The 19,858-nt window shown below is 37.7% G+C and carries 19 protein-coding genes and 1 pseudogene; 14 read left to right on the top strand and 6 right to left on the bottom strand.

Features of this window, described 5'->3' with window-relative positions:
• Window positions 1-125: 125 nt before the first annotated feature.
• Together KI363_RS11500 and KI363_RS11495 are read right to left on the bottom strand one after the other, a co-directional pair.
• The gene (locus KI363_RS11500) at window positions 126-323 is read right to left on the bottom strand and encodes a YdiK family protein (RefSeq protein ID WP_158321791.1); all 198 of its coding nucleotides are present in this window, start codon (window positions 321-323) and stop codon (window positions 126-128) included.
• A complete protein-coding gene (locus KI363_RS11495; RefSeq protein WP_212966387.1) occupies window positions 320-1,057 on the bottom strand; it encodes a CPBP family intramembrane glutamic endopeptidase in 738 nt (245 codons plus the stop codon). Before KI363_RS11495 ends, KI363_RS11500 begins: the two co-directional genes overlap by 4 nt.
• Before the next feature lie 421 nt (window positions 1,058-1,478).
• On the opposite strand from KI363_RS11495, the gene groES reads away from it, so the two are divergent.
• Window positions 1,479-1,763 carry a co-chaperone GroES gene (gene groES, locus KI363_RS11490; RefSeq protein ID WP_158321789.1) on the top strand — a complete coding sequence of 95 codons (285 nt, stop codon included), beginning with the start codon at window positions 1,479-1,481 and terminating at the stop codon, window positions 1,761-1,763.
• Window positions 1,764-1,797: 34 nt separating this feature from the next.
• Window positions 1,798-3,435 (top strand): chaperonin GroEL, encoded by a 1,638-nt coding sequence (gene groL / locus KI363_RS11485; RefSeq protein ID WP_212966386.1) that lies wholly within the window; start codon window positions 1,798-1,800, stop codon window positions 3,433-3,435.
• A gap of 102 nt (window positions 3,436-3,537) precedes the next feature.
• Here the strand turns inward: groL and KI363_RS11480 are convergent.
• Together KI363_RS11480 and KI363_RS11475 are read right to left on the bottom strand one after the other, a co-directional pair.
• A pseudogene (locus KI363_RS11480) lies at window positions 3,538-3,732 on the bottom strand (tyrosine-type recombinase/integrase); the annotation flags it as partial.
• A 196-nt stretch (window positions 3,733-3,928) separates the two neighbouring features.
• Window positions 3,929-4,807: a helix-turn-helix domain-containing protein gene (locus KI363_RS11475; protein ID WP_212966385.1), complete on the bottom strand. Its 879-nt coding sequence runs from the start codon at window positions 4,805-4,807 to the stop codon at window positions 3,929-3,931.
• 315 nt (window positions 4,808-5,122) lie between these two features.
• On the opposite strand from KI363_RS11475, the gene KI363_RS11470 reads away from it, so the two are divergent.
• Window positions 5,123-5,593 (top strand): GyrI-like domain-containing protein, encoded by a 471-nt coding sequence (locus tag KI363_RS11470; RefSeq protein WP_212966384.1) that lies wholly within the window; start codon window positions 5,123-5,125, stop codon window positions 5,591-5,593.
• Between the two features lie 59 nt (window positions 5,594-5,652).
• Window positions 5,653-6,141 (top strand): GyrI-like domain-containing protein, encoded by a 489-nt coding sequence (locus KI363_RS11465; protein WP_212966383.1) that lies wholly within the window; start codon window positions 5,653-5,655, stop codon window positions 6,139-6,141.
• Between the two features lie 659 nt (window positions 6,142-6,800).
• Here KI363_RS11465 and KI363_RS11460 read toward each other — a convergent pair.
• Window positions 6,801-6,965, bottom strand: coding sequence for a hypothetical protein (locus KI363_RS11460; protein ID WP_212966382.1), 165 nt, complete (start codon window positions 6,963-6,965; stop codon window positions 6,801-6,803).
• A 632-nt stretch (window positions 6,966-7,597) separates the two neighbouring features.
• Between KI363_RS11460 and KI363_RS11455 the strand changes: the two genes are divergently transcribed.
• The 9 genes from KI363_RS11455 to KI363_RS11415 all read left to right on the top strand — a co-directional run bounded on the left by KI363_RS11455 (window position 7,598) and on the right by KI363_RS11415 (window position 16,041).
• Window positions 7,598-7,708: a DUF4083 family protein gene (locus KI363_RS11455; protein WP_212966391.1), complete on the top strand. Its 111-nt coding sequence runs from the start codon at window positions 7,598-7,600 to the stop codon at window positions 7,706-7,708.
• 87 nt (window positions 7,709-7,795) lie between these two features.
• Complete coding sequence (locus KI363_RS11450) at window positions 7,796-8,167, top strand: DUF956 family protein (protein WP_158321780.1); 372 nt, start codon at window positions 7,796-7,798, stop codon at window positions 8,165-8,167.
• A gap of 293 nt (window positions 8,168-8,460) precedes the next feature.
• Window positions 8,461-9,438: a mannose/fructose/sorbose PTS transporter subunit IIA gene (locus KI363_RS11445; protein WP_158321779.1), complete on the top strand. Its 978-nt coding sequence runs from the start codon at window positions 8,461-8,463 to the stop codon at window positions 9,436-9,438.
• A gap of 26 nt (window positions 9,439-9,464) precedes the next feature.
• Entirely contained in the window at window positions 9,465-10,268 is an 804-nt protein-coding gene (locus tag KI363_RS11440; protein ID WP_158321778.1) for a PTS mannose/fructose/sorbose transporter subunit IIC, read from the top strand.
• Between the two features lie 18 nt (window positions 10,269-10,286).
• On the top strand, window positions 10,287-11,198 hold the full coding sequence (locus KI363_RS11435; RefSeq protein ID WP_158321777.1) for a PTS system mannose/fructose/sorbose family transporter subunit IID: 912 nt from the start codon (window positions 10,287-10,289) through the stop codon (window positions 11,196-11,198).
• Window positions 11,199-11,301: 103 nt separating this feature from the next.
• The gene (locus KI363_RS11430; RefSeq protein WP_158321776.1) at window positions 11,302-12,318 is read left to right on the top strand and encodes an oxidoreductase; all 1,017 of its coding nucleotides are present in this window, start codon (window positions 11,302-11,304) and stop codon (window positions 12,316-12,318) included.
• Window positions 12,319-13,006: 688 nt separating this feature from the next.
• Window positions 13,007-13,942: a hypothetical protein gene (locus tag KI363_RS11425; RefSeq protein WP_212966381.1), complete on the top strand. Its 936-nt coding sequence runs from the start codon at window positions 13,007-13,009 to the stop codon at window positions 13,940-13,942.
• Window positions 13,943-14,035: 93 nt separating this feature from the next.
• Window positions 14,036-15,280: a hypothetical protein gene (locus KI363_RS11420; protein ID WP_212966380.1), complete on the top strand. Its 1,245-nt coding sequence runs from the start codon at window positions 14,036-14,038 to the stop codon at window positions 15,278-15,280.
• A gap of 92 nt (window positions 15,281-15,372) precedes the next feature.
• Entirely contained in the window at window positions 15,373-16,041 is a 669-nt protein-coding gene (locus KI363_RS11415) for a hypothetical protein (RefSeq protein WP_212966379.1), read from the top strand.
• A 635-nt stretch (window positions 16,042-16,676) separates the two neighbouring features.
• Here the strand turns inward: KI363_RS11415 and KI363_RS11410 are convergent.
• Window positions 16,677-18,722: a catalase gene (locus KI363_RS11410; RefSeq protein WP_212966378.1), complete on the bottom strand. Its 2,046-nt coding sequence runs from the start codon at window positions 18,720-18,722 to the stop codon at window positions 16,677-16,679.
• A 224-nt stretch (window positions 18,723-18,946) separates the two neighbouring features.
• On the opposite strand from KI363_RS11410, the gene KI363_RS11405 reads away from it, so the two are divergent.
• The gene (locus tag KI363_RS11405) at window positions 18,947-19,780 is read left to right on the top strand and encodes a mechanosensitive ion channel family protein (RefSeq protein ID WP_158321771.1); all 834 of its coding nucleotides are present in this window, start codon (window positions 18,947-18,949) and stop codon (window positions 19,778-19,780) included.
• The last annotated feature ends 78 nt before the right edge of the window (window positions 19,781-19,858 follow it).

The raw sequence follows: 19,858 nt of genomic DNA, 5'->3' as shown, positions 1-19,858 counted from the left end.
GTCGATATATGTTGTGTGCTGTCATTATTTATAAAACACTGTCATAAGAGCAATGATCGGTTGCCTTTATGACAGTGGGCTTTTCAGAAAAAATTTTGCGTGGTAGGTGTAGCGCGGAATATGGGTTATTTATTATCCTTCTTTTTTATTCGAAAATGTAGTCCGATTAATCGGAAGCCTGCTCCAAAGTCAAAGGTCGCGAAAATCAGTAAAACATAGACGAAAAAGCCCCAATCACTACTGACCACTTGTTGTATCGCGAAAATCGTAAAGGTAATGCCTAATGCGATATAGATCACACCGGAGAAAAATGGTGACCTCATAGAAAGATCCCTCCAATCCACGCTTGCACTTGTTCGGGAACTTTATTTAGATCTTCCGGATCAAGCAAAAATGTATTAACTGTCACCAATGTATTCATGAGCATGTGTGAAATAATTGGGACAATAATTCTCTTTGTCTTGACGTATAAGAAAGAAAAAGTGAAGCCCATTGCCGCGTATAAAATTAAATGTGTCGGTTCCATATGGGCGATCGAAAAGGCAAGTGAACTAATAAGAGCCGCCGCCCAAAAAGGGAATCGATTATATAACACCCCAAAAATGACTTTTCGAAAGACAATTTCTTCCAGAATGGGTCCGATTAAGGAACTTGCGATAATCACGATTGGCATTTTCTCAATCATTTCCATAATTTGCTGCGTATTCTCTGAACCAGGATCAATCCCGATAAGATATTCAATTCCGGCCGCAGTAACCTGCGCAAATAACGCAATGAAAACTCCGCCAATTCCCCAGAGAATGGAAAGGTTTAAGGGGAGAGGTGTATCCCGCTCAATCTTCGTATAAGGCTCAGCTTTTCTAAGAATGAGTAGAATAACGATCAATCCTAATATAAAACTAAGCACCGTCCAAATGCTTGTAGACCAAATCATCATCGTATCTTGAGGAACTTTAAAGGCGAGAACACCTAAAAAGAACAGTAGAGGAACTCCGATAAAGGCAGATAAATGCATCGCCAAGAAAGCAATGACTACATATATGTATTTATTTTTCATATGAAAAGTCCCTTCTCTTCATGATTCAAATAGAAACGGCATGCTTCTATATAAAATTCTTCTAACATTGATACCACCCTATTGTAACCAAAGGAATGGACATGAGCAGTAATTTTGCATGCTAAAGACGTAACTTATATTTTACTAATAAACGAAGAGCCATTCAATCCAAATGACTTTCGTGTTGGTGAAGGAATTTGCAAGCGATATTTGTAGACGTATTATTATATGGAAAAGAAGGGTAATACTTTATGGTGGAACCTTTTGGGAATGTGGTGAAAGATTTTTTCAAAAAAGTAAGCTTAAGACTTGCAAAATATATCTGGATTCATTATTATAATAACTGTGTTAGCACTCGACGTGGTAGAGTGCTAATAAAAAATATAATAATCTACATATTTAATTAAGGAGGTTGTTTCACTTGTTAAAACCATTAGGTGATCGCGTTATTATTGAACTAGTAGAGTCGGAAGAAAAAACAGCAAGCGGTATCGTCCTTCCGGAAACAGCAAAGGAAAAGCCACAAGAAGGGAAAGTCGTTGCGGTTGGTTCTGGTCGAGTGCTAGACAGCGGTGAGCAAGTTGCTCTTGAAGTCTCTGAAGGTGATCGCATTATTTTCTCTAAATATGCTGGAACAGAAGTGAAATACCAAGGAACAGAATACTTGATTCTACGCGAATCTGACATATTAGCAATCGTTGGTTAATGAATATTTAATCTTATAGGGAGGTTATTCGATTATGGCAAAAGAAATGAAATTTTCAGAGGATGCACGTCGCGCGCTACTTCGTGGTGTCGACCAACTAGCAGATGCTGTAAAAGTAACATTGGGACCAAAAGGACGTAATGTTGTTCTTGAGAAAAAATTTGGTTCTCCACTTATTACTAATGATGGTGTGACCATTGCAAAAGAAATTGAACTAGATGATGCATTCGAAAACATGGGTGCCAAACTAGTATCTGAAGTTGCAAGCAAAACAAATGATGTAGCAGGGGACGGTACAACTACAGCTACTGTACTTGCACAAGCAATGATTCGTGAAGGCTTGAAAAACGTTGCAGCGGGTGCGAACCCTGTTGGCGTGAAAAAGGGAATCGAAAAAGCGGTTGCTGCAGCGGTTGAAGAGCTACGTACAATTTCTAAGCAAATTGAAGATAAAGACTCGATTGCCCAAGTTGCTTCTATTTCTTCTGGTGATGAAGAAGTGGGTCAACTTATTGCAGAAGCAATGGAACGCGTTGGTAAAGACGGCGTCATCACGATCGAAGAATCCAAAGGATTTGCAACAGAGCTTGACGTTGTAGAAGGTATGGAATTCGACCGTGGCTATGCTTCTCCATACATGGTAACAGACTCTGATAAAATGGAAGCTGTTTTGGAAGATCCATATATTCTAATTACAGACAAAAAGATCTCCAATATTCAAGAGATCCTTCCAGTACTTGAACAAGTTGTTCAACAAGGCAAGCCTCTATTGATGATCGCAGAGGATGTGGAAGGTGAAGCACTTGCAACACTTGTATTGAACAAAATCCGTGGTACATTCAACGTTGTAGCGGTTAAAGCTCCTGGCTTCGGTGACCGTCGTAAAGCCATGCTTGAAGATATCTCGATCCTAACAGGTGGTCAAGTAATCACGGAAGACCTTGGTCTTGATCTTAAATCAGCAACAATCGATTCACTTGGACGTGCTTCTAAAGTTGTTGTGACAAAAGAAAACACAACAATCGTGGAAGGAAGTGGCGATTCTGCTGAAATTGGTGCACGTGTTAACCAAATCCGCGCCCAAATTGAAGAAACAACTTCTGACTTCGATAAAGAAAAACTACAAGAGCGCCTAGCAAAACTAGCTGGTGGTGTAGCGCTAATCAAAGTTGGTGCCGCTACGGAAACAGAATTAAAAGAGCGCAAACTTCGTATTGAAGATGCTTTGAACGCAACTCGTGCGGCTGTTGAAGAAGGTATCGTATCCGGTGGGGGTACAGCCCTTGTCAACGTATACCAAAAAGTAGAGGCCATCCAAGCGGAAGGCGATGTAGAGACAGGTGTGAAAATCGTTCTTCGTTCCCTAGAAGAGCCTGTTCGTCAAATTGCTCACAACGCCGGTCTAGAAGGTTCTGTAGTCGTTGAACGCCTGAAAAAAGAAGAAGTTGGCATTGGCTTCAACGCCGCTACAAACGAATGGGTAAACATGATCGACGCTGGGATCGTTGACCCAACAAAAGTAACACGCTCTGCTCTTCAGAACGCAGCATCTGTTGCATCCATGCTTCTTACTACTGAAGCCGTTGTAGCCGACAAACCAGAAGAAAACGCTGGTGGCGGCGCAGGAATGCCTGACATGGGCGGAATGGGTGGAATGGGCGGCATGATGTAATAAACCGCCCGTAAACGTTGATTTATCGCGGTTTCTATCCTGCTTGATGTGTGTTTTAGGTGAAAATATCACAGGAATATCACATTTTTTTCAAAAAGCATTTTATAATATCGCTTTTCTTAAGATGTCTCCATAAAGTCCTTCGACTTTATCGGAGGCGTCTTTTTTCATTTTGTTAGTAACATGTGTATAAATGCCGACAGTCGTTTCCATATCCTCGTGACCAACCCGTTGCATGATCGTAGGGAGATCCACTCCTGCTTCCGTATGTGTATGACGGAAGACATGTGGCTCAAATGAGGATTCATATTTGCTATTAAGCTATGAAATAAGTGCTTCTTGAAGAACACATCTTGATATCCCAATTGGCGCTTTTTTGAGACAGATAAGAGAATAATCGATTGGCATCATGAAGAATTGGTGGAAGTAACTATCAGCTTATGCTCTCGTGTAAGAATGAATCCTAAATACTATAAAGAATACATGAGGCAGTTTATTTTGGTTTAGTATCGTTCAAAATGATTAGTAAAAAGTTTTCTCTTTCAGTTACGAGACCTGTTGAACCCAGTTCCCGAAACATGGAAATAGCTTTATTAACGACTTCGATGCCTTTTTCTTTATTCCCTATTTTTACTTCGTATATCCCTTGTAAGTATAATAGATGATTTCGTGAAAGAAGGTCTTTTTCTGGAATTGGAATATTCCCGAGATAATCCAAAAAAAATTCGTACTCCTTCAAATATTTATTGTGTCTTATTAAATACGTGAGTGTATTTAATAGTACGTAGATAATAATTTGATTTACCTTAGCTAACTTTCTCAAATAAACGCTTTTTTCAACAGCTGTTTCAGAAAGTGTCAGAACCATTTCTGGTGGCATCAGGAACATTGTCGTGTTATATAACCGCAATTCATAATAGCCCCAAACCTCTACTTGAAAAAGATAATCAAATAAAAATTCAATTGCCTCTTTTTCTGCGTCGATAAATTCATCTCTTAAAATACAGATTAAAACGTCTAACACTAGTGTGTTACAACGATATGCAGCAATTTTCGTGGTCCTCCATTTGTCTATTTGAACTTCTTTTAAAGTTTGTAGTTTGGAAAGATTATGATTTACGTAAGCTTGTTCCGCTTTATCAAAAAAAGTTTCGAAATTATCAAGCTTAAAATCATTATGAACAAATAGAAATTCATCGTAAGAAAGTGAAAGTCTTTCTAAAATTTGAAAGAAATAACTTATGGAAATATTTGAGTTTCCACGTTCGAACTTCGACAAAAATGATATAGATAAAATTCCATCAGATAATTGCTGCATCGTATATCCTTTTTCTTCTCTTATTTTTCTGATCGTCTTACCATACTCATTCATAAGCTTTCTCCTCTCAATTACATATACTGAATAATTGATTAAGTGTGACTATTGATTAGTGAATTCTACTATATGAAAAATTTGTTAGAGTTATCAATATATTTAGTATAATCAAAGTGGACACGCCAGAACAAGCAATAATAAAGAAGATGCGGTTGAGTTAGTTTTATCATAATAGAGAGAGGATGAAGTGTGAAATCATACTCTGTTAAATGTAAACTTTAAAGTAAGTCCATTTGGAGGAATGGATTATTGGAAAAGTAGTGAAAAAGAACGAAGAATTATATAAAAAATAGAGTTGAAGGAGAGAATGGCATGGAAAAAACGATTGCCACGTTTGAATGTGAAGTTGTTAAAAGGAAATTTGAATTGGTTGGACAAAGCATAACTGCGAATTACCCACAGTCGTTCCCCGATGCGGCCATTAAAGTCCATATGGATTTTAAAAAGGGGGTTGATGAAATCAGAAATTGCAAGAATAAGCAAATATTCATTAGCCCGTATATGTGCAACGATATCATTGCCACTTATTTCGCATGTGTGGAAGTTGACGAACTACGTGACATTCCTGAGGGGATGATTGGATTTGAACTTCCGTTGATGGACTATGCGAAAATCAGCTGCTCAAATAAAACGATCGATCAAGGGTACTCTACATTATTTGCGTGGATAGGTGAGAACGGATATAAGCAAAAATGGTATGACCGTTCTTTTCCAATTGAGATTTATTATCTGAAAGAGAATGTCGAGGAAGAAAAGGTTGAAATTTTAATACCGATCCAGTGAGTAGAGAAGCGGTCCGAGTTTTAATATTCTATCGACGGATAAAGAAAGGAAGAAAGAACATGGATATTCGAACTGAAAGAAAAAGTGCCTTCAAAGTAATTGGAATGACTTTGTCTGTAAAATTAAGTGAAGAGCGAAAGAAAAAAATGATCACCGCCTTGCATGAAGAATTTAATAAAAGAGACCATGAAATTAACAATCGAATCAATCCTACGATTGGCTATGGAATTTTTATTGATCCGCCAAACTACAATCCGGAGACAGATCCTTTTAAATGGATTGCGGGTGTAGAAGTGGACAGTATTTCTAAACCGCCAGAAGGAATGGAGGGATTTGAATTCCCAGAAAATCTTTACGCAATAACGACATATCAAGGCTCTAAAGGAGAAGCAGGCAATCTTTATGACAAACTGTATAATTGGGTAAGCCAATCCGAGTATCATATTGCCTCTAACTATGGATTCGAAGTTTACTCCGATGATTTCGATGACGCGGAACTGAACCACATAAAGATGGAGCTCTGGTTTCCTATTAAAAAGAAATCTTAGTAGGGGTGGGGGTACTAACTAAAATCGAAAAAGGCTGCCATCCTATTGAAATTTAGATAATTCCAAGGAACGGATGAACGGGAGTTAATGATTCTCAAGTTTCTCTCAGTTGTCTGCTGTTGTTTGCAATGGCAATTGTGGTTCTTTCCACAAGTTTCAAATATGATCATCCCGCTCTCCGAAGAGTTAGTTGAGATAATGAGTGAGGTGTAAAAAAACTGTTTATTTTGATGGAGGTTGTTAGAATGTCTATAGCTCGGAAAGATTCATATTTAGGTGGTCTTAGGGAAAAGGTTACTCATTAAGTGATCATTGCTCCTGCTGCAAGAGTAATTATTCAAAATGCAGAAGGAAAAATACTGTTTGTGAAAAGAAAGATAATGATGAGTAAGTGATGCCAGCAGGTGGGCTTGAATTAATTACACGATCAATATACGGATTGCTTAAAACAAGGAAAAGCAGTAATTGAGGTAAGCACATCACAATATAAAACGTTACAAGTCCCTAACCGTTTAACCATATAAGGAACAGCTTGATGATTAATTTTAAAATCATTAATCATCAAGCTTATTTGTCATGTCCATATTTCTAATAATAGAGTATTAAATTTTGTCACTAAATACTATTGACTTTATATAGTTAGTCTCTTTTCAAGTTCATTAAAACACTTTTCGATTTTTTATTGTGTCCAAATCCTTTTTAATCTCCTCGATCTTTGCTGCCAGCCATTTGGACTTTTTGAAACTCAATAGATAAAACAATTTGAATAATAAAAGTTCAAACCTTGATGTTCCCATTTTGTCTTGATTGGCAATTATGTTCATTGATTTTCCCTCCAATAAGTGCTACTGATATTGTACCAAAACAAACAGTGGGTGGTTGCCCTACATAGTCTATAAATGTTTTTCTCCATTATATCTTTATATTTATCTGTTTTACCGGATTATCGTGTGGAAAGTTGAACATAGAGGAATAGAGGACAGTATTCCCCTAAATATTGCCAACTTATCCAACACCCCTTTCATATATTTGAATTTGCCTTTTATGGAAGATTCTTATAATCTAAGCCTAACATAAGTTTTATTGCTTTTAAATAATCGGCTTCCACCAACTTCTTCTTTTTCATTATGGTATATTTAAATGGCATTCTAATAGAAGAATGCTATCCCGTTAATTGAGTCAGATTTTTGAAAAGGGAGGAGTGAATTTTATGGCATTAGATATAGGAAATATCGTATTAGTGGGTATTTTTATTCTGCTTATAATATTATTTTTCTTGTCATTCATGTTGTTTATTAGTGCGTGTTCAAAAAGGAGGATAAAAAGGACCAAGAAGTTCGAGGCGGCGTAGCCTTCGAGTAGCGGAATGTATGTATTTAGATACATGAGCAGCGGAGAAGCAAGCCAACGAAGAAATTCGCAGTGTCATTTTTACCGGACTTTTTGAACAACCTCTATTAGAAGGATTTTAATAAATCAGAGGTCGGAAACTAAGGATAGTCAGAATATAAACGAGAAATTGGATAGGATTATTGAGTTGTTAGAGAAGGATAAGGCCAAAAAATAGCAAGCTATAGGGAGCAATTGTTATATGTTTGCTTAAAGTGAAAAAACGCTTATAATTAGTTTAAAGGAAAGAAATGGAGTACATCAAATGGTCCAATCAATTAATACAAAAGTCGATTTAGTTATTGATGCCACCTCACATATGGGAATTTCAGAGTATGGTAAGATCATGATCGGAGACAAAGGATTTGAATTCTTCAATGATCGTGATGCGCGCAAATTTATTCAAATTCCTTGGGAAGAAGTGGATCATGTGATCGCTTCAGTTATGTTCAAAGGGAAATGGATCCCACGCTATGCGATACAAACAAAGCGAAATGGAACATTTTCATTTTCTTCTAAAGATCCAAAAAAAGTTCTACGAACCATTCGTGAATATGTTGATCCAAGTCATATGGTCCAATCATTAAGTTTCTTTGATGTGATCAAACGCGGATTAAAGAGGAAAGTAAAAAAATAACAGTTTTACATATAAGACAGGCAAGCTACAGTATTTACAAAATAAATTTAGATAATATCGTAAGTATTTTTACGTATTACTGCTTCGATTAGAAGTGAGTATCAAGTATTGATTGAATTGTGGAATTAGAGGTTAATCTATACCCATACCTTCATTTAATCAACTTTTTCTTATGCCTTTTTGTTGGAATTATAATCGCTTTAAATGTGCTGAAAGAGTACAACTAAAAAAACAGTTTTGGATATTTTTACAGATGTTTATTTAGTTGGAAAAATATAATAGGAGGTAAAAAAATGGTAGGAATTGTCATTGCTAGTCACGGCGAATTCGCCAAGGGGATCATGCAATCTGGAGCAATGATCTTTGGTGAGCAAGAAAATGTAAAAGCTGTTACATTAATGCCGAGCGAAGGACCTGAAGATATAAAGGCAAAAATGCAAGAAGCGATTGCTTCTTTCGACAACCAAGACGAAGTATTATTCTTAGTCGATCTTTGGGGTGGAACTCCTTTCAATCAAGCCAACAGTCTGACTGAAGAACACAAAGACAAATGGGCAATCGTTGCGGGTATGAACTTACCGATGTTGATTGAAGCCTATGCATCACGTTTCTCAATGAACACCGCGCATGAAATTGCCGCGCATATTTTGGGCACTGCTAAAGAAGGGGTTAAAGTAAAACCTGAAGAATTACAACCAGCAGAGACAACTGCTTCAGATGCTGCTGGACCATCAAATGTAGGAGCACCTGGTACATTTGAATACGTGTTAGCACGTATCGACTCTCGTTTACTTCATGGACAAGTAGCAACTGCTTGGACAAAAACGACACAGCCTACCCGGATCATCGTTGTATCTGATGCAGTAGCTAAAGATGAACTTCGTAAGAAACTAATCCAACAGGCTGCTCCTTCAGGTGTAAAGGCACACGTTGTTCCAATTAAGAAGATGATTGAACTTGCAAAAGATGATCAACATTTTGGGGGCCAACGCGCGTTACTTCTTTTCGAAAATCCGCAAGATGTGCTTAGAGCGGTTGAAGGCGGAGTACCATTGGAGACGATCAACGTTGGTTCCATGGCCCATTCACCTGGTAAAGTCCAACCGAATAAGGTTTTGGCCTTTAGTCAAGAAGATATTGATGCGTTTACCAAGTTGAAGGAAGCAGGTTTGAAATTTGATGTACGGAAAGTTCCAAGCGACTCGAAAGGGAATATGGATGAAATTCTCAGGAGGGCTCAAGCAGAGTTAAATAAACAAAAAAAATCCTAATATCGGAGAAAGCGGAGGGATGAATAATGGATTTAAATGTGATTCAAATTATATTAGTCGTTATCGTCGCATTTTTAGCTGGTATGGAAGGAATTTTGGATGAATTCCACTTCCACCAACCGATCATTGCTTGTACGTTAATCGGCTTAGTTACAGGAAACTTAGTACCATGTCTTGTCTTAGGTGGTACTCTTCAATTAATCGCTTTAGGTTGGGCAAATATTGGAGCTGCCGTAGCACCGGATGCTGCGTTAGCATCTGTTGCATCTGCTATTATTTTAGTTTTAAGTGGACAAGGCGAATCTGGTGTATCATCGGCAATTGCAATTGCCGTTCCGCTTGCAGTGGCAGGGTTATTATTAACGATCATCGTCCGTACAATTGCTACAGGATTGGTTCATTTAATGGATGCTGCAGCGAATGAAGGGGATATTAGAAAAGTTGAATTGTGGCACATCGTCGGGATCATCTTGCAAGGGTTACGTATTGCAATCCCAGCAGCATTAATCTTAGCAATTGGTGCAGGTCCTGTTAGAGAATTGCTTGAAGCGATGCCGACTTGGTTGACAAACGGTTTAGCAATCGGTGGGGGAATGGTTGTAGCCGTTGGTTATGCAATGGTTATTAACATGATGGCTACAAAAGAAGTATGGCCATTCTTCGCGATTGGTTTCGTATTAGCGACTGTTTCAGAAATTACTCTTATCGGTCTAGGTGCGATTGGGGTGGCTCTTGCACTTATCTATTTAGCACTTTCCAAACAAGGCGGTTCAGGTAAGGGCGGAAATAATACTGGTGATCCACTAGGCGATATTATTGATAATTACTAAGAAGGAGGGGGCATAAAAATGGAAAAGGAAATAAGATTATCAAGAAGAGATCGGATTGCGATTTGGTGGCGTTCTACTTTCCTTCAAGGTTCTTGGAACTATGAACGTATGCAAAACGGTGGTTGGGCATTTTCAATGATCCCCGCAATCAAAAGATTATATAAAACAAAAGAAGACCGTGCAGCTGCATTAAAACGTCACTTAGAGTTCTTTAATACCCACCCTTATGTAGCTTCACCTATTATTGGAGTCACTTTAGCGCTTGAAGAAGAACGGGCAAATGGTGCGCCGGTTGATAACGCGGCGATTCAAGGGGTTAAAGTTGGGATGATGGGGCCTTTAGCAGGTATCGGGGATCCCGTATTCTGGTTCACGATTAAACCAATCCTTGGTGCGTTAGCGGCTTCTCTTGCTATGACCGGTAATCTACTTGGTCCAATTATTTACTTCGTTGCTTGGAATATCATTCGTATGTCATTCATGTGGTATACTCAAGAATTTGGTTACAAAGCAGGTTCCAAAATTACCGATGACTTATCTGGAGGAATACTTCAAGATATCACAAAAGGTGCATCCATACTGGGTATGTTTATCCTTGGCGCATTAGTGAATCGATGGGTTACTGTCCAATTCACGCCAGTTATATCTAAAGTGAAGCTTGATGAAGGGGCTTATATAGATTGGGATAAATTGCCTGCAGGAGCAGAAGGGATTAAATCGGCCTTGCTACAACAAGAAGAAGGTCTTTCATTGACCGCTCACAAAATAACGACTTTACAAGACAACTTGGATAGCTTAATTCCTGGTTTAGCTGGGTTGGCGTTAACACTTCTAAGCATGTGGTTGCTTAGAAAGAACGTTTCTCCGATCATTATGATACTTGGATTGTTCGCGGTAGGGATTGTCTTCCACTTAATCCACTTAATGTAATAAGTAAGACTCTTGTCTAGTGAATGATGCCATGTTTAGCCAAAATTCTGCATTTTGTCTAGGCATGGCATAAACCATTAAGTTTTATTTTTAGGGGGTTACTATGCTTACGATTGGTTATATCGGAAATGGGAAAAGCACGAACAGATATCATTTGCCGTTCGTACTGCAAAGAGAGAATATAAAGGTAAAAACAATTTATCAAAGAAATCCTGATCATGAAAGTTGGGACCGGATTGCAGGAGTAAATTACACTTCTGATTTAGATGAGCTATTACATGACAAGGACATTCAACTGATTGTGGTTTGCACAAGAGCTGACAGTCATTATGAATACACAAAATTAGCATTAGAACATAATAAAAACTGTTTGGTTGAAAAGCCCTTTATGGAAACCTCAGAACAGGCAAAAGAAATATTTGCATTGGCAAGCAAGAAAGGGTTAATTGTCCAGGCTTATCAAAACAGACGTTTTGATAGTGATTTTTTAACCGTGCAAAAGGTGATTGAAGAAGGAAAATTAGGGGATTTACTGGAAATAGAAATGCATTTTGATTATTACCGTCCCGAAGTACCAGAGTCTGTCCATTCTTTTAATCCGCTTGAGTCATTTTTATATGCACATGGCTGCCATACACTTGATCAGGTTATCAGCTATTTCGGAAAGCCAGATCATATCCATTATGATGTAAGGCAATTATTAGGACAAGGAAGAATGAATGATTATTTTGATTTAGATTTATATTATGGAGTGTTAAAAGTATCGGTAAAATCCAGTTATTTTAGACTTAAAGAAAGACCCAGCTTTGTTGTTTATGGAAAAAAAGGCTGCTTTGTAAAAGAAACCAAAGATCGTCAGGAAGAACATTTAAAGTTATTTTACATGCCTGATAACAAAGATTTTGGAGTAGATACAATCAAACATTATGGAACACTGACATACATGGATGAAGAGGGTACGATCCATGAAGAAAAAGTAAAATCTGTTAATGGTGATTACGGAAGAGTCTATGATGATTTATATCATGCCATCATCAATGGTAAAGATAAAACCATTACAGATGAACAGACACTGTTACAAATGGAAATATTAGAAACTGGGGTTAAAAACTTGCAATAATGAAGTTAAGAATTTGGAGTTTCCCCAATATAAAAGTGTTAGGTCCCAATTTGTTGTAACGCGGCACCGGACACTGACGACAAAAATCGTAGGAAATTTTCCTGCGATTTTTTAATACAAAATTTACATGTTTTATGCGGCTAAAGTTTGCTGAAGAAAACGTAAAAGCTTCTTCAAATTGATTTTAAAATGTGCACCTGCAATAGCGCAAAAGCCGCAACATCGTGGCACTGAAAGATGTGGGAATGTACATTTTTAAATATATTCCTCCTACTTGACACGTATGTTAAAATTAATTTAACAAAAATTTTTTTGATAAGGAAATTAATTCACACCTTCCCGAAGGGTTTACAACTAAAATTTAATATTATAATCTAAACCTAGCTCTTAAACATAGAGTTAGGTTTTTTGACGTCAAGGCCGATCAAATAGACTAGATAGGGAAAGTAATAAAAAATAATCTTGTAAAATGAGTCATGTTGTTCTTAGAGGATTATGTTCGTTTATCTCGCCTGGTTTGAATTCTTATGTCCGAATATTACAAATTTTAATTACCTTATAAGCAGAGGAAAAGGCGTGTTTGATAGAGATTACTAGGTTGAAAAACTAGGTTAAAACAGCTATTCTATTATTGGTACATTTTACCTACAAAAAAGAGTACATAAAAATAAAATGGGGGACTTAAGAAATGTTTTTAAAGAAAAAATGGTTGGTAATGTTGGCAGTAATAACTGCTGTATTACTTTTAGGGGCTTGTGGTGGTAAGGATGCAGGCGGTGGCGATCCTCTGGTTGGTGGTAGTGGACCACAAGACGGTTCACCAGCTGATTTTATGCCTTTAAGTGAAGGGTTTGAAAAGTATTCTGTTTGGATTCAAACAGATGAAAATCCAGTTAGAGATTCCAATGTTAACAAAGTGTTTGTTTTTAAAAAAGGTAAGGTAACGGCTTATAAACTGGAAGACACGGCGATTGAAGAAATACATGACCTTTCTGATGACAAACTAGTTCAATTAGCAAGCGAATCTACAGATAAAATTCTTGATGAACTTGTGGATAAAATCGATGGCAGGTCCATCTCGACAGATATAAAAGAAAGGCATGATGAATCCTTTAAAGATATTTACTTGGAAGTTGATGGTAGTGAAAGATCTCCGCTTTCAAGTAAGTACACACTAGATATTACATTAGATGAATTAGGGCAAAATACGGAAAGCATAAAGCTATATATGCCGGATGTATACTACCAGTTGGATGAATTTATCCAAGGCTCCTTTATTGACTATTATGCTTATTCTACAGATCCAAATTACTCCAAAGCTTCGGGTGCGAAGGATGTTTACACTGAGGAATTAAAAAGGCTTGAAGAGTACGGAAGATTTGAGGATTCATCCAACCCGCCAGCTCCGGATTCTTATGTGCCAGATCCAATAGAATGGGAGACAACAGATGAAGAACTTACTTTTACCAGAGGTATGGTTAAACAAACCATTTTTGGAACGACTTTTTCAGGTATAGCAACAGATAGAACAAGTTTATTAACACGTGTAGATGATTCATTTGTTGGTTTTAGATTAGATAATCCAGATACGAAAAGTAAAAATGTAACAATCGAAGGGAAATAAAAGGGCGGCACGTGCCGTAATGAGCGCGTGCCTTTTTCTGTACATTGGTGTATATATAAGGTCGATTAGCAAAAAAAGTGAGGAGTGATGAGGATGACGGCTGAAATAGTCGTAATGAATACAGGTGGGATTGCCTTGGCATCAGATAGCGCTGTTACAATTCGGGAGAGAAAGGTGTACAATTCGGCGGACAAGTTATTTCGATTCTCGGGAAATCATACTATAGCAGTGATGATCTATGGTTCAGCCTCTATGTTCCATGTTCCGTGGGAAACGCTGATAAAAGTATATGAAAATACATTAGATTCTCATGCATTTGACACTGTAAAAGAATATATGGAAGATTTTTTGCGGTTTCTTAACGAAAATCAATACAATCAATTTATGTCCGAGATAAACGAAGAAAGATATATAGAAAATACATTATATGCCAATATCACTCACCTATATCATCAACTATCTGACATCAATAAGAGTTTATACAGTGAATTCGGTGAGCTAAGCCTGCAAGATGAAATCCAAGCAATATATATACAACAGGCAGAAGAATTCTTAAATAATAGAATTCAAACATTAGAGGAAAAGGCATTTCCGAATGGTTTTAATGAAAGTGATTATGAACGACTGTTTGAAAAATATGAAAAGAGAATAGAAGAATTGATTCATGGTGAATTTGAACATCAACTGTACATAGAAGACTGGTTAGAAGGAATAAAATATATAATGGTCCAGTCCTTAGTAAAGGAGTTCTCTGATAACTATTCTGGCATTGTTTTTGCTGGGTATGGAGATAAAGAAATTTATCCATCTGTCCACGTCCTCATAGTTGACGGTAAAATTAATCACAAAACCAAGTACTTTACGAGGAAAAAGACAATCAACCATTCCACTCATGCAGTGATTCTTCCTTTTGCCCAAAGAGATATGATTAGAAGCTTTCTAGATGGGGTTCACGAGGATGTTGAAGACTTTATCTCTATCGTTTTAAAAAGTGAATTTCATTCCATAACGGATCGATTGATTGACAGATTAAAGGATCATTTCCATGAAGAGGTTATGGTAGAAGAGGTAGAAGATGAAATGGCAGAAGCTTTTAAGCATGTATACAATCGGTACCAGAAAAAACTATCCTCCTATAAACGTGAAAAATTTATTGATCCTATTTTAGATGTGGTCGAATCTTTGCCGGCAAAAGAGCTGGCGCATATAGCGGAATCTTTGTTAAACATCACATCTTTAAAAAGAAAATTTTCCATTGCAATGGAGACGGTAGGTGGTCCCATTGATGTGGCAGTGATCACAAAAGGGGATGGTTTTACGTGGGTGAAGAAGAAATAGGCTTTTTTTCTAGAAGAAGTTGATAAAAAGAGTAAAAAGTATCAGAGTATAAAGTTTATTCATACAAGCATTTAAACATGAGGAGGTAGCATATGAATAGCATATATGAATCACGGATACGGAAGAAAATTGTAAATGGCAAGACGTTACACTTTCTAATATTTACTTGGATTTTTACTACTATTTTTAATAATATTGCGGATAAAGAGTTAACCAAACTGTTGAATGCTAATAATGAAACAATTTATACATACAACTATTCATTTGGTGCCACGGGTCTAATACTTGTGATTCCCGCAGCATTACTTAGTTTATTGATTGTAATAGTGTTGGTCAAAACAAGAGACAGACTTTTCCCGAGATTGACTACATATAAGGTCATAGTATTCCTGCTAAAATTGATCAAATTGCTATGGAAAGCTGTGTCCTTTATAGGGGTTAGTATAGGATATCTCGTATTTATTATCGCAGGTTTGTTTTATGATGGTGGTGGCCGTTCTTCTTCTGGTGGAGGTAGTTATCATTCTGGTGGGGGAGCTTCCGGCGGAGGTTCAAATAATTCGAATAGTAGAGAGGAATTAAAAAAGAAAGCAGAATGGAAAGCAAGACAATTGCAAAAGGACGCTGATTACGCTTATAAACATGCAGGAAAACAAGCTCAATATAATATCAATTCGCATCATTTTGCCAGTAGACTCAATAGGGCAAATGCAAAGCAACGTGAAGCTAATGAAGCAGCGAAGAGAGCACGAAACTTATAATTATGTTTTCTTTAGCACATGAATAGTAAGCTTAAGATTTCTTTTTTGAAAACCATTTAAAATCATTAAAAACCTAGCATAAAGACTTATCATTATGCCAGGTTATAGACTTAAAGTTTTTTCTTTGTTTTTCCACATCTAATACATTCATCAGTAAAGTAGTTATATTTATGTCTCTTTAATAATTTACAAACTAAAGCTTTTATGTTCATTTAGTAACTCCCTTGATGTTTGTTATCATAGCTAAGCTTAACAAATGAAGATTAGGAGCTGTTTACAACCAGATTACTAAATATTTTATATAAGATGTTTGTTGTGTTACAAAAGAATCGGTTATGTAAAATGCCTCCATTTTCTCCGTAACGTTTTAAAGGCGGCGAGAAAAACACTAACATACCTACCTTCATCCCAAGAGGGTTTAAAGGTATATGAAAATAGCGATTTGTGTTTGCTACACTACCATCATTTTGAGTCAATCAGTTTCATTAGGCGCTAAACTTTTTGATCGCTACTACGTAATATTTGAATAGCTGACATGCCTTTTTAAAATACAACCCTAAAATTCTGTAGATTTTTTTCTTTGTATATCAATAAAAGCGTGGGACCTATGATATTTGGTCCCACGCTAAATACGTCTAAACATTACGATTCCAATGACGATGTGCAGCTACGGCATCTATATATTTAGTAATGAAATTTTCGGCCTTATCTTCAGTTATAACCCCAGGCTCTTCTGTCACACCATTCTTGCGCAGGATCTCAATGCCTGCTCCCATCGCCCCGATAGGCTTAAAATGTTTAAATGTTTCTTGTACCATATAACTCACTTTTTTCACAAAGCCATTGCTTGAGTTTTTACCACCAGCGACATATAAGGCATCGAATAATACTGGATCACCTGTATCAAATGTAGCGACAGCTTCTATTTCTGTTCCATTTTCCCCTTTGATTTTTCCAAGCTTCGAGCTAATCACGGTTGGATAGGTATGAAATTTTTTTAGTCCTTGAATGGCTGTTTCCACCTCTGTGTCATTGAAGCCCTCGTCAAGAATGACAGCGATTTTCAAGGTATCAGCTTTATGGACCGTGTTCATCTGGCTAAGAGCTGGTGAAGATTTGGTCACATTTGATCCCCCGGTGAGTGGCTCCCGTACACCGATATTGGCCGCTACTTCCTTAGCTAGCTCTAAATGAATATGCGCGATCATATCAACGACCTGCTGGCGGATGGCTCTGTCATTGACCATGCCAAGCTCAAAACTGAATGCTTCTTGGATATGTTGTTTTTCTACATCGGACATACTATTCCAAAACATCGTCGCTTGAGAGAAATGATCCTTGAAACTCTCACTTCTGGCTTGTATTTTCAGCCCATCTACTTTTTCCTGATAATGCTCATAGCCGCCTTCTTCCACGGATGCTGGAGAAGGCATGTTGCTGGAAATAGAATTAAGATGGTAGCTTGTCTTGCCAACATTAATCGTCTGTCTACCATAGCCATCACGCTGATTGTTGTGGAAGGGACAGACAGGGCGATTAATTGGCAGCTCATGGAAGTTTGGTCCGCCAAGCCTGATCAGTTGAGTATCCGTATATGAAAAAAGTCTTCCCTGCAGTAATGGATCATTAGAAAAATCAATTCCCGGTACAACACTACCCGGATGGAATGCGACTTGCTCCGTTTCAGCAAACACATTGTCCACATTCCGATTCAATGTCATTTTACCGATAATGTTCACCGGTACATCTTCTTCCGGCCATAATTTCGTAGGGTCAAGGATATCAAAATCAAATTTGAATTCGTCTTCTTCAGGTACCAGTTGCACCCCTAACTCCCATTCTGGATAATCGCCATTCTCAATCGATTCATGAATATCCTGGCGATTAAAGTCAGGGTTCTTGCCATTGACCTTCTGTGCCTCATCCCAAACAGTGGAATGAATGCCAAGCTTTGGCTTCCAATGGAATTTGACAAAATGAGATTTTCCTTCATCGTTGACAAAACGAAAGGTGTGAACCCCAAAGCCTTCCATCATCCGCAAACTTCTTGGAATAGCGCGATCTGACATCAGCCACATCACCATATGAGCAGATTCTTGGTTATTGGCAATAAAATCCCAGAATGTATCGTGCGCGGAAGCAGCCTGAGGATAACCAGTGTCTGGCTCAGGTTTGACAGCATGTATAAAATCAGGGAATTTAATCGCATCCTGGATAAAAAACACCGGCATGTTATTGCCAACCAAGTCGAAATTTCCTTCTTCCGTATAGAATTTCGTTGCAAACCCGCGAACATCGCGAGGAATATCAAAAGAGCCCTTCGATCCCGCTACCGTGGAAAACCGGGTGAACACAGGGATTTTTGTCCCAGGTTGCTGGAGGAATTTGGCTTTTGTATAAGGCTTCATAGATTCATATAATTCAAATTCGCCATGCGCTCCATATCCTCTGGCGTGGACAACTCTTTCCGGAATCCTTTCATGATCGAAGTGTGTCATCTTTTCTCGGAAATGAAAATCCTCCATCAGCGTGGGACCACGGCTCCCCGCTTTTAATGAAAATTCATCTTCAGACACCTTTAAGCCTTGATTGGTCGTCAAATGTTTATCGCGATCATCACTGCGAAATGGCTCCAGCTGTTCATTCTTGCTATTTTCGTTCACCTTGTTCTCTTCACTCACGTCGTTTTATCCTCCTTCTTCTTGAATTGTGCTATTACTACTCAATTCCCTTGGAGTAAAGCGATAAAACATGAGCAAAAGTTGCCAACAATTATAAAAATTTCCTTATATTTATCCATCTCTTTTTAGTTTTTTCAGAAAAAGAGTAATAAAGACGTAGTTTATATTAAATGATGTGTTTGGTATAATGATCATTCACAGTAAATACAAAGGAGTAAACAGATATGAATTGGATCGAGAATATTAAATGGGAACAGATTTTGTTAAATGTGGGTGTTACACTTATTCAGCTAATCGCAACCATTATTGCTTATCTAATCATTCGTTCGATCGGCAAGCGAGTGATTCAGTCTTCTTTTTTAAAAGTACAAAATAAAAGAAAGATGTCTGTAGCCAGAACGAAAACCTTACAGGCTTTAGCGATAAGTGTCTTTTCTTATGTTTTATTTTTTATTACTCTCGTCATCATTTTAGGCATATTTAAATTTGATGCGACAGGCCTGATTGCAGGGGCAGGAATTGTTGGCTTAGCCATTGGCTTTGGTGCACAAGGTTTTGTTAGTGATATTGTAACCGGGTTTTTTATTCTCCTCGAAAAGCAATTAGATGTGGGGGAGTATGTGTCAACTGCGGGCTATGACGGAATAGTAGAAGAAGTGGGTTTACGAACAACGCAAATTCGTAGTTTTGATGGCACACTTCATTATATTCCGAATAGAGAGATTGGCTCATTAAGCAATCATTCGCGTGGAAATATGCGAGCACTCGTCGATATTGGGATTTCGTACCATGATAATATCGATCAAGCGATAGCTGTATTACAAGAGATTTGTGATAAAGTAAAACAGGAAAATGATAAGATTGTAGAAGGACCAGATGTTCTTGGTGTTCAAATGATTGGTCAAGATGATGTGACATTACGCATTATTGCCAAAACGGAGAACATGGAGCAATGGGGGGTAGAAAGACAACTTCGTAAGGCGATTAAAGAGGCTTTCGATAAAAATAAAATGGACTCTGAGCAAGTATTGGTTGAAAAAGAGCCAGATGAAGGCTGAAAGGGCGCCTAAAATAGTGGCGCCGTTGCCGATAAGGTTTTGATTTAAATGGATTGGCAGGCGAAAAGGGGATTGAAT

It is taken from the genome of Lederbergia ruris (genome assembly GCF_018332955.1).
Classification (GTDB): domain Bacteria; phylum Bacillota; class Bacilli; order Bacillales; family Bacillaceae_C; genus Lederbergia; species Lederbergia ruris.
Note: the sequence above shows the minus strand (reverse complement) of the source record. Positions and strands in the feature narration are given on the sequence as shown.